The following is an 11,429-nucleotide window of genomic DNA, read 5'->3' on the forward strand; positions in this document are numbered from 1 at the left end:
TGTTTGGTGAGAGATTCAATTATAACATGAAATAGGGGGTCATTGTTTTTTTATTTAAAAAACTCTGTAACCCTTGATATATAAAGAAAATTTATAAAAATAGTGTAAAAAAATTTTACACTAACAATTCTATCTAGGAGGACTATCTATGAAAAAAGGAGCAGTAGAAAGAAATTTTAGAAAGATAAAAAATCAAATTCCTCAAATAGAAGAAATAGTAAAACACACTAAAACAAATGCACTATGGGAGCATGAAGCTGCTGTAAGAAAGAAAATAAGGCATCTAAAAGAATTTGAGGATGATGGTATTAGGGATTTTAAAGGTGTTTATGAACGATATTTAGAGATATTAGAATACATATCTGAAAGACTTGTAGATGACTATAATAGAAAAAATGGCACTAATTTTAGTTTTAAGGAAATAGTAAAACATAATTATGATAGCTATTTAGGTTCAGGAATAATTAGTGTGCTTATAACCAAGCATATACCTAAACTTGTATCTAAAGAATTTGATAATGTGTTTCCAGTAAATCCTAAAGATGAATATGAAGATGCTAGGAAGCTTGTGAGAAAATTTTATCTTCATCTAGGAGAAACCAATACAGGGAAAACTTACACTGCAATGCAAAGGCTAAAAGAAGCTAAAAAGGGAATATATCTTTCACCTTTAAGAATACTGGCATTAGAAAACTATGAGAGATTAAACTGGGAAGGTGTAAAATGCAACCTTATGACTGGTGAAGAGGAAATAATTGTAGAAGGGGCACAGCACATATCCTGTACCATAGAAAAGTTGGATATTAGTGAAGAGTATGATATAGCAGTTATAGATGAGATTCAGATGATAAAGGATGATCAGAGAGGAGCGGCATGGACACGGGCATTACTTGGATTAAATTGTAAAGAGATACATGTCTGTGGAGCTATCAACAGTAAGAATTTATTGGTTAAAATAATTGAAGATTGTCAGGATGAATATGACTTTAAAGAATATAGAAGAAGCATACCGCTTGCGGTGGAGTACAATTCTTTTTCTCATAAAAATATTCAAGATGGAGATGCACTTGTAGTATTTTCAAAAAAAAGAGTATTAGAATTAGCATATTATTATGCAAATTTAGGTATAAAAACAAGTTTGATTTATGGAGATTTACCTCCAGAGGTAAGAAGAAAGCAGTATGAGCAATTTATAAATAAAGAAACAAAAGTATTAATAACTACAGACGCCATCGGTATGGGGGTAAATCTTCCAATCAGAAGAATTATATTTATGGACGTGAAGAAGTTTGATGGTACTGAAGTAAGATTTTTAAATTCACAGGAGGTAAAACAAATTGCAGGAAGAGCAGGTAGAAAGGGTATATACGATGTTGGGTATGTGGCATCTTATGGAGGCACTCAAGAATTTATAAATGATATGATAAATACAACAGATAGAATTATAGAAGAAGCAGTTATAGGACCAAGTGAGGTTATACTGAAAATAAAAAGTCTACCTTTAAAGGAGAAACTTGCGCTGTGGAGTACACGAGAAGAAAAGATATACTTTTATAGAAAGATGGACATTGGAGAATATATCATAATATTAGAGAACATAAAGAGTTATAAATTAGATGAAAAACTGGAGTGGACTTTATTAAAAATACCTTTTGATGTATCAAATCCTACCATGATGGATGCTTTTTTAAGCTATGTAGATGAGCGTTTTATAGCTAAGAGAGATATTATTTCTAAACCTACTTGTTTATTAAAAGGACTTAACGAATTGGAACTTTACTATCAAAAGATAAATCTTTATTATTCTTTTTCTAAAGTTTTCAACTTGGAATTTGATGAACAGTGGGTTTATGACGAACGCATAAAAGTAAGTGAAGATATTAATAAAATATTATTGAATATATAACAATAATGAATGTGAGTGTTGGTGATGTAAGTAGATCTACGTAAAAATTAAATCTATTTGCGTTCTTTTTGTATAGATAACTGTAATTATGAAAGCTTGTATTATCGTGCCAAAACAAAAGTTTAGGAAACCATACCTACACTTGCTAAAATTTTTTGATTAAAAATATATTGTAAGCCATTTACTTTAACTCCATATTTCCCAAAGGATATATTACTTCAGCAAGGATAAAATATTAATGAATTTAAAAATATGTGCTTGTAGGAGGTAATTTATTATGGGAATATTTGATAGCATTTTAGGCAATGACGATGATAAGAAGAAGGATAAAGATGAAGGAAGACTTACACTTCATAAAGAAGAGCTTGATATAAATAAAAGTAGGGTTCAAAAGGGTGAAGTCGAATTAAGCAAAGAAATTGTTGAAGAACAAAAAACAGTGGATGTTCCAATTACTCATGAAGAAGTTGTCATTGAAAGAAGATCAATAGATAATGAAGCTAGTGATACGCCTATTAGTGATGAAGAAACAATACGTATTCCAGTAAGTGAAGAAAAGATCAATGTAGATAAACATACTGTGATAACTGGAGAGGTGTCTGCGCATAAGCGTGAAGTTGAAGAAACAGAACGAGTTGATGAGAAACTAAAAAGAGAAGAAGCTCGTATAAATACAAATGGTGATGCAGAGATAATAGATAAAAATTCAGATGATGGTTTCCACTAAGAAACTTATAAAATAAATTAGAAAAACACCTCTCAAACTCAGGAGGTGTTTTTTAGGAGGATGTAGCATGTTAAGTAAAGATATACCTAATAAAAGAAATGTTCAATATTTAACAGGTGCTTCCATTGGTGGAATAATTGGTTTTATAATTGCTATTTTATATAAGTTCTCCATTTTAGCTATACCTGGATTTATAACTATATTTGCAATTACATCAATTGATCCTATGATAACTGGAACTATATTAGGTATTGTTATTGGAATAATTATAGGTGGATTGATAGCTCAAAGCAACACATATAAGGACAGTGGTGAAAGGATTTTAAAGGATAATTCTCATGATACTAACAGTGATGTGAAAATGCAGCTTCGTAAAGAACAAATGAAAATATCTAAGGACAAAATAAAAACTGGTGAGGTATCCATTCACAAAGAAGTCTTAACCAAAGAGGAGAATATCACTGTACCTGTAAAACAGGAGGAACTTGTTATTGAAAAAAAGGTTTTTGATCCACAATCTCAGAGTGAATCAAACGCCCATACTGAAACTATTAGAATACCTATTAGTAAAGAACGTATTGATATACACAAGGAACCAGTAACTTTAGAGAATGTTTCAGTTACTAAGCATAAATATAAAGAGATAAAACATATAACTGAAACACTAAAAAAGGAAATACCTCATGTTGATATTAGAAAAAACAATAAGCAAAAAAGAAAAAGGTAGTAGCAAATTTGTTACATCTATAAGTATTACCGGGTGACGTAAACAACTTGTTAACAATCTGTTTTGCTAATAAACGTTCAAGGTCTTTAATAAAATCAGCCAAATTCAGATTTATCGATTGCAAATATAAACTCAATTTACTATGCAGATAGATCCAAATATAAAAGATAAAGCATTTATTGACTTAACATCAACAAATGCTTTTCTTTTTTATAATATGTATTTGAAGTAGCAGAGTAAGTCAGAGGATCTTCACCTCTTTCTCCACATAAAACTTTAAAGTTTGCTTGAAAAATTGGTTCTATGATTATTTTAGTAGGACTAGAAGAATGCTTTAATACTTGATAAAACTACTAGTAATCCTACAATAATAACAAATGCATTACTAAGATTTTTTCTGTATTTAGATAATGTAGGTACTTTGTATATTGCGTACATAGGTAGTATGAATAAAATCATTGCAATTAGTGGTGCATTAACCATATCTATAAGATCAAGGATACTTGGATCTAAGAAAGCAACCATCCAGCATGTTAAAATCATGAATACAACAATAATGTTTTTAACTGTTTTGCTGTTTAAATCTTTTCCACAAGATTTAGCACCTTGAACAATAATATCTTCCAAACCTTCATATGCGCCTATATAATGTCCAAGGAAAGATTTTGTAATAGCAACTAAAGCTATGATAGGAGCTCCATAAGCGAATAATGGCATTTTATATTTGTTAGCAAGGAAAGAAAGAACTGGTAAATTTTCTTTTTTAGCAAGTGCAAGGTCAGCAGAAGTTACACTTAAAACAGTACTGAACACAAAGAACAATACAACACAAATTGTTACTGTATAACATACCTTTTGAATTTGGGCACATTTACGGTCTACATTTTCCATTCCATAAGTTTCACGCTGTTTAACAACAAAAGTAGATATCATTGGAGAATGGTTAAATGAAAATACGATTATTGGTAAGATAAACCAAGCTATTCCTAATACAGTACCAATACCAACTTTTCCACCTGCTGGTGCAAAGTTACCTGCTAAACTTAAATTTGATACACTCCATTGTGGAATCAAATATAAAGATAGAAGAACTAAAGTTGCTATAAATGGATATACAAGATAGCTCATTACTTTTACAGTAACCTCTTGTCCAAAATTTACAATGAATATTAGAAAAAGAACTAAAACAAGTGATAATACAATTCTTGGTGGTGCTTGCATATTCAATTGATTTTCTATGAAACTCTTTGCAGTATTAGTTAATGAAACTGCATACATTATTAGTATTGAATAAATAGAGAAGAAATAAACAACATCAAAAACTTTACTTGCTGTATTTCCAAAATACTCTCTTACAGTAGCTGTAATTCCCTTATCACCAGATTTAGAAAAATAAATCATTTTTGCCATAGCTCTGTGTGAAAAGTACATGATAGGGAATGCAATTATAGTAATTAAAAGTAAAGATAATATTCCACCTGCTCCTGCATTAATTGGTAAGAAGAGTACACCTGCTCCAATTGCTGTTCCAAAAAGGCTCATAGCCCAAGTTGTATCCTGACTATGCCATTTGTTAGCGTCTTTATATGCTTTCATTTCCTGCACTTTTTTAGTTTGAATCATTTTTAACGTCTCCTTTATACTTATTTTTGGTATCGTTACTTAAACGTAAACTAAAATCTAATTGGTACAAATATTTTTCGCTTTTCCACAAATTGATGAAGTTATTAATATCAACATTGCATTTTTTAAATATTCTGTTTAGTTCGAATTAAAGATGATTTTTATTCTCTTTGCTCGTAACCGTTATCATAGTTAGCGATAAAATTCCAATAAATTGTGTCTTTATTACCTTACGTTGGGTAATCTTTAATACCTAACATAATCATTTCTAACCCTACTATCCTTTGTAAAAGCACAAATAGCTTAATATGTTCGAAACAGAAAAGACAATTAATAATTCCATTAATAATTCAAATTTGATTATTACTATAAGACTATACAAAAGACATATTAATAACCTATAACAAACTATTTTAATCTATTTATTTATTTTATCTTCACCTCCATAATTATTATTTTGAAAAATTGAAGAATAAAATTTCAATTGTGAGAATAAATAATTATTAACATAATAATTATTTATTGCAATAAAAATATATCACACGAAAAATGTAATGTCAACATAGTATAATAAGAAACATGTATAATAGAGTCTAATGAATAATTAATTTAGGAGTTTGACAGTTTAAATGTTTTTTAGTATTTAATTAAAACTGTACTAAATTTAAAAAATGACTTTTCAGCCTTTTTTATAAAAATATCAAATATTTTTAATGTTTGTAATAATTCAATTTGGTGTTATAATATATACAAGTTTAGCCATCGTTTCTAGTATTCCGATATTCTAAATACTAAAAAATGGTGGCTCTATACATTTAAAAGCTCAATTTACTACTATTAGTGAGGTGGAAATTTTGAATGACAGAGAATTAATTGAAAAATATATACCTATGGCAGAATTTATATCAGCAATTTTAGGAAATAATTGTGAAGTTGTAATACATGATGTTACGATTCCCAATAATTCTATAATATTTATAAAAAATGGACACTTAAGCGGTAGGAGAGTAGGGGGACCTCTTACAAATCTAGTCCTTAACATAATACAGAATGAGAGCTACCAAAGTAAGGATTTTGTGGCAAATTACAAAGCAGAGGGAAATTTTAAAACCTTCAGATCTGCAAGTTATTTTATAAAAAATGAAAAAAATAAAATAATAGGAGTAATATGTGTAAACGTAGACATAGAAGATTACAATAATGTAAAAAAACTAATGGATAGCCTCAGTTTTATATCCAACGAGTCTGTGAAAGAAATCGAAGATATAAAAACCCAGGATAAATTCTATGATAATGTAGATGCTCTACTCCATACTATAATTAACGATATAATCCACGATGTAAACATAGATCCCCAAAGAATGTCAGCTGAAGAAAAAATGTATGTTGTAAAACAACTATACGATAAAGGGGCATTTAACCTTAAAGGTGCAGTTGTTGAAATTGCAAAGACACTCCAAGTATCAGAGCCTACAATATATAGATACCTTAACAAATTTAAATCTTCCCATTGAAATAAGGTAAGTAGGATACTAAAATATATCAAATTCGTTGTACTAATAAATATGACCGGAGGCAATGTCATCAACTTATAGCAACAAAAATTGTTCCGATTTTTGTAAGGGGGACTGACCCATTACAAAGTGTGCAACAATCCTGAGCAAGCGCAGCTAGCAAACATGTTCTTGATATGAGGTGGATACCACTCTAAAACTTATAAAAAGTTAGCAAATAATTCTGACATGTCTTATTGAATGAAGAAATAGTAATATGAGCATCAATGGTTTAAGAAATAGCTATTGATGCCTTATTTTTGTTGTTACTTAGATGGAGTGTATAAAAGTATTTGGTAGTAGAAAGATTTAGTATAGTCGTTTAAAAGTTTTATTATAATATAATTAGATGAGCTATAGAACTAGTTAGTAAGCTAATAACAAGCTAATGATTTGAGCTTAGAATGGTAAAAGTGTATACTAATTTAGAATGTTAATTTATAGGAGGAGTTCATGAGTTGGAGTAAAATGAAGCAAAGTCTAGAGAGTTTTCTTTGTCCTGCATTATATGGCAGGCTAGAATATGGTGCCACCAGCTATAGATATTTATCTGATAAAGTTGGGCAATGTTATATAAAAGTAGATAAAAAGAACATATTCAATATGAGTGATACAAGGACCTTAATTAGATGGTATCAGACAGAGCAGGAAATCAAAAATGATCCAGATATTCAAATTCCTATTAATAATGAGGAAGTTGAAAAGGTAAGAAGGGATACTAAGGGGGCAGTACCAGAGGATAGGTTAAAAGTAATTGCAAGAAATAGAAAAATATCAGAATATGCAAAGGAAATACTATTTGCACAGTCAGCATTATGCAAATCAAATTTCAATGATGTAGTGAATAGATTTTTAACTATTTCTATAGAGGAAAGTTTAGAGAGTAATGATATCTTATTAAATGTATTGGCATTGGTGGACAGACGAGTGGGAAAAAAGCGACTTTTAAAGATGGCTGAGAAAATGAAGTTGAAGCACCCAATTGTACAATATTTCTATGAACTTCGACTTAGTGCTTGATATAGGAAAATGATTTGAGCAGTGATACTGATTTCTAATCATTGTTCAACAAAAGGTAGTTATAGAAGCAACTAAAAAATATAGTAGAAGAGTTTCTATTGGAAGATAACATTTTAGTAAAAAGTTTGCTTGGAGAATTAGGAAAATGCTAAATTTGCTGGGTTCGTAAGTATCCTGAAAAAATGCAAACAAATTGTTAATAATTTTTAGTAGAAGAATATGTAGTAACTTACTTAAAAATTATTTGAAATGAATAATGAAAAAATTACATTTTATCATAATATTGCTATAAAAATATTTTTATAGAATGTGATTAAAAAACTTATAAATAATTGTAGAAAGATGATTTTTGTAATGTAAACAGGAGTCATCTTTTTTAGTTTTGTTACCATGATATATACCTTTTAAAGAATACTTACCACTTATATTTTTAAGTAATGTGAGAAAACTACATGTATATGCTAATAAAAGTAAAGCTTTATTGATATTATGTTTGTAATTTTTTATATAAGTATTGGTTGAGCTTGCTTAAGCATGTAGTCATGAAGTAAAATTTACTTTTCTAAAGGAGGTAATTATTAATGGCACATGAAAGACGAGAAAGAGAAGAACATTCAGCTGGTGGCGGACTTCTACATTGGATAGGAAGGTTTATAGCAGTTGCAGTTATTTTAGCAATAACATCATTTTTGACACCAGGTTTTACTATTATTGGTATGTGGTCATTTTTATTGGCTGCAGTGGTAATAAGTGTAATAGATTATTTAGTAGAATCCTTTATGGGAGTTGATGCATCACCTTTTGGAAAAGGAATAAAAGGATTTATTATTGCTGCTATAATAATATATTTAGCTCAATTTTTAGTTCCTAATATGAGGGTATCTGTAGTGGGTTCAATATTAGCAGCTTTGGTTATTGGAGTGATAGATGCAGTATTCCCAGGAAGAGTAATGTAAGTATGTTTTAGTTTAATATATAATTTCAGATTTATATAAACTTACATTCTTATTATAGAAAACTGTTTAAAGATTAGAGACCATGCAAAATCATAGTATTTTGTATGGTCTCTTTAATGTTAATTTATATTAAGATATTTTTTAAGATGCCTAAGTTTAGTAAAATTAATGGAAATATTTTTAGAATAGTTATTGACAGCTAAGCATAAAAGAATTAATATAAACATATGAATGAGTAAACATATGAACAATTAAACATATACTGAATAGGGGGAGAGCAAGTGGAAAATAAAAGTAATATTGAGGTTTGCAATTGTAATGTAATACATGAAGATGTAATAAATAAGGTAAAAAAAAGTATACCAGAAGAAGAAAAATTATATGATTTGGCAGAATTTTTTAAGGTATATGGGGATACAACTAGAATAAAAATAATATGTGCTCTTTTTAAATCAGAAATGTGTGTTTGTGATATAGCAGCATTATTTTCAATGACTCAATCTGCAATATCACATCAATTAAGAGTTTTAAAACAAGCCAGACTTGTAAAGTTTAGAAAAGAGGGAAAGGTTGTTTATTATTCCCTTGATGATGAGCACGTTAAACGTATTTTTGATCAAGGATTACTTCATATTAATGAAAGATAAGGTGAAGGTGGTGTTAAAGTGACAAAAGTAATAAAAAGAGGGAAAATACCTAATAAGACTATTAAAATACCCAATAAGAGTATTCAAATTCCAGCTAAAAGTACAAAAGATAAACTGAAAAAAGAGTTTATATTAGAGGGATTAGGTTGTGCAAATTGTGCAGCTAAAATGGAAAGAAATATAAGTGGAATAAAAGGTATTACAAATGTCTCTGTGAATTTTATGACAAAATCTTTAGCATTAGAAATCGAAGAAATAAGTAAAACAGATGAGCTTATTGCAGCAGCTGAAAAAGTTGTAAAAAATATTGAATCACAGGTTGTTATGAAGGAAAAGGTATTAAATAAAAAATTAGTACAGGAAAAATCCCATAGCCATAATGGACATGTTCATGAACATGAGCATAATCATGGTGAACAATTAAAGAAAAAAGAATTAATTAAATTATCTATTGGTACAGCAATATTTGTAATTGCATCTGTTTTTCAGTTTAGTTTTTGGGTGGAAGCTTCATTATATATTATAAGTTATTTGCTTATAGGTGGAGAAGTAGTAATAAGGGCTTTAAAAAATATATCAAAAGGACAAGTGTTTGATGAGAACTTTTTAATGAGCATTGCAACTATTGGAGCTTTTTCAATTCAACAATTTCCGGAAGCTGTAGCAGTTATGTTATTTTATCAAGTTGGAGAATTGTTTCAAGATGCAGCTGTAAATAATTCTAGAAAGTCTATTTCTTCACTTATGGATATACGACCAGATTTTGCTAATTTAAAACGTGGAGATAAAATAGAAAAGGTTACACCTGAAGAAGTAAAAGTAGGAGACTTTATTATTGTTAGGCCAGGGGAAAAAGTTCCATTAGATGGCGTTATAATAGAAGGGAAATCTATGCTAGATACTTCTGCTTTAACAGGGGAATCAGTACCTAGAGAGGCTGTAATTAATGATACTATATTAGGTGGTTTTATTAACAAAAATGGAGTTTTAACTATTAAGGTTACAAAAGAATTTTCAGAATCTACATCAGCAAAAATAATAAACTTAGTAGAAAATGCAAGCAGTAAAAAAGCACCAACAGAAAAATTTATAACAAAGTTTGCTAGGTATTATACTCCAGTGGTTGTTATATCAGCTGTGTTATTAGCAGTGATTCCTCCTTTAGTAATTAGTGGGTCAAGCTTTTCGCAGTGGATATATAGAGCATTAGTATTTTTAGTAGTTTCATGTCCCTGTGCATTAGTAATATCAATACCACTAGGCTTTTTCGGCGGCATAGGTGGTGCTTCTAAAAATGGTATTCTTATAAAGGGAGGTAATTACTTAGAAGCTTTAAATAATGTTGAAATGGTTGTTTTTGATAAGACAGGTACCTTAACAAAAGGTACGTTTAAAGTTACTGAAATTGCTGCCTTTAATAATATGACAAAAGAAGAAATATTAGAATATGCTGCTTTTGCAGAAAGTTATTCCAATCATCCAATAGCTACTTCAATTTTAAAGGCTTATGATAAAGAAATAGATAAGAGCTCTATGAAAAATTATGAAGAAATATCAGGACATGGAGTAAGAGTAAATATAAATGAAAAAGAAGTATTGTGTGGAAACATTAAATTAATGGATAAAGAAAAGATATGTTACAGTAAGGTTGATACTTTTGGAACAGTAATATATGTGGCTATTGATAAAAATTATTCAGGCTATATTGTTATATCTGATGAAGTAAAAGAGGATGCTAAAACAGCAGTACAGGGATTAAAAGGTATAGGAATCAAAAAAACTGTTATGTTAACAGGAGATAATAAAGTTGTGGGTTCTAAAGTTGGACAAGAATTAGGAGTAGATGAAGTTTATTCAGAACTTCTTCCACAAAATAAGGTTGAAAAACTTGAAAGCATTGAAAAAGAAAAATCACCAAAAGGCAAACTTATTTTTGTAGGAGATGGAATTAATGATGCACCAGTACTTGCAAGAGCAGATGTAGGCATTGCAATGGGAGGAGTAGGTTCAGATGCAGCAATAGAAGCAGCAGATGTGGTAATTATGACAGATGAACCTTCCAAAATTGTAACTGCTATAAAAATAGCAAAAAGAACAAAGAATATTGTAATGCAAAATATAGTTTTTGCATTGGGGGTTAAAATAATAATTTTAGTATTAGGAGCATTAGGAATTGCAAACATGTGGGAAGCAGTATTTGGAGATGTAGGTGTAGCAATAATTGCAATTTTAAATTCTATGAGAGCATTAAAAGTAAAAAATGCATAAGA

9 protein-coding genes are annotated in these 11,429 nt (G+C 29.5%); 8 read left to right on the plus strand and 1 reads right to left on the minus strand.

From position 1 onward, the window contains the following. The first annotated feature begins 148 nt into the window (after nt 1–148). From HBE96_RS06250 to HBE96_RS06260, 3 genes are all read left to right on the plus strand, one after another. On the plus strand, nt 149–1,906 hold the full coding sequence (locus HBE96_RS06250) for a helicase-related protein (RefSeq protein ID WP_169296900.1): 1,758 nt from the start codon (nt 149–151) through the stop codon (nt 1,904–1,906). A gap of 274 nt (nt 1,907–2,180) precedes the next feature. Beyond that, the gene (locus tag HBE96_RS06255; RefSeq protein ID WP_425350707.1) at nt 2,181–2,633 is read left to right on the plus strand and encodes a YsnF/AvaK domain-containing protein; all 453 of its coding nucleotides are present in this window, start codon (nt 2,181–2,183) and stop codon (nt 2,631–2,633) included. 67 nt (nt 2,634–2,700) lie between these two features. Next, the gene (locus HBE96_RS06260; protein ID WP_169296902.1) at nt 2,701–3,360 is read left to right on the plus strand and encodes a YsnF/AvaK domain-containing protein; all 660 of its coding nucleotides are present in this window, start codon (nt 2,701–2,703) and stop codon (nt 3,358–3,360) included. Nucleotides 3,361–3,681: 321 nt separating this feature from the next. Here HBE96_RS06260 and HBE96_RS06265 read toward each other — a convergent pair whose 3' ends face one another. Continuing rightward, the gene (locus HBE96_RS06265; RefSeq protein WP_169296903.1) at nt 3,682–4,983 is read right to left on the minus strand and encodes an aromatic amino acid transport family protein; all 1,302 of its coding nucleotides are present in this window, start codon (nt 4,981–4,983) and stop codon (nt 3,682–3,684) included. Between the two features lie 845 nt (nt 4,984–5,828). Between HBE96_RS06265 and HBE96_RS06270 the strand changes: the two genes are divergently transcribed. The 5 genes from HBE96_RS06270 to HBE96_RS06290 all read left to right on the plus strand — a co-directional run bounded on the left by HBE96_RS06270 (nt 5,829) and on the right by HBE96_RS06290 (nt 11,427). After that, complete coding sequence (locus tag HBE96_RS06270; protein WP_342590158.1) at nt 5,829–6,497, plus strand: helix-turn-helix transcriptional regulator; 669 nt, start codon at nt 5,829–5,831, stop codon at nt 6,495–6,497. Nucleotides 6,498–6,989: 492 nt separating this feature from the next. After that, nucleotides 6,990–7,556: an SF0329 family protein gene (locus tag HBE96_RS06275; RefSeq protein WP_169296905.1), complete on the plus strand. Its 567-nt coding sequence runs from the start codon at nt 6,990–6,992 to the stop codon at nt 7,554–7,556. Between the two features lie 581 nt (nt 7,557–8,137). Next, nucleotides 8,138–8,512 carry a phage holin family protein gene (locus HBE96_RS06280; protein WP_169296906.1) on the plus strand — a complete coding sequence of 125 codons (375 nt, stop codon included), beginning with the start codon at nt 8,138–8,140 and terminating at the stop codon, nt 8,510–8,512. Between the two features lie 281 nt (nt 8,513–8,793). Continuing rightward, on the plus strand, nt 8,794–9,159 hold the full coding sequence (locus tag HBE96_RS06285) for a metalloregulator ArsR/SmtB family transcription factor (RefSeq protein WP_169296907.1): 366 nt from the start codon (nt 8,794–8,796) through the stop codon (nt 9,157–9,159). A gap of 114 nt (nt 9,160–9,273) precedes the next feature. After that, nucleotides 9,274–11,427 (plus strand): heavy metal translocating P-type ATPase, encoded by a 2,154-nt coding sequence (locus tag HBE96_RS06290; RefSeq protein ID WP_169297007.1) that lies wholly within the window; start codon nt 9,274–9,276, stop codon nt 11,425–11,427. Nucleotides 11,428–11,429: the final 2 nt, after the last annotated feature.

This window comes from Clostridium muellerianum (assembly GCF_012926525.1).
Taxonomy (GTDB): domain Bacteria; phylum Bacillota; class Clostridia; order Clostridiales; family Clostridiaceae; genus Clostridium_AM; species Clostridium_AM muellerianum.

Excerpts from the sequence above, each read along its gene's own strand:
- HBE96_RS06250 (WP_169296900.1), top strand. The coding sequence starts at position 149 with ATGAAAAAAGGAGCAGTAGAAAGAAATTTTAGAAAGATAAAAAATCAA.
- HBE96_RS06260 (WP_169296902.1), top strand. The coding sequence starts at position 2,701 with ATGTTAAGTAAAGATATACCTAATAAAAGAAATGTTCAATATTTAACA.
- HBE96_RS06265 (WP_169296903.1), bottom strand. The coding sequence starts at position 4,983 with ATGATTCAAACTAAAAAAGTGCAGGAAATGAAAGCATATAAAGACGCT.
- HBE96_RS06275 (WP_169296905.1), top strand. The coding sequence starts at position 6,990 with ATGAGTTGGAGTAAAATGAAGCAAAGTCTAGAGAGTTTTCTTTGTCCT.
- HBE96_RS06280 (WP_169296906.1), top strand. The coding sequence starts at position 8,138 with ATGGCACATGAAAGACGAGAAAGAGAAGAACATTCAGCTGGTGGCGGA.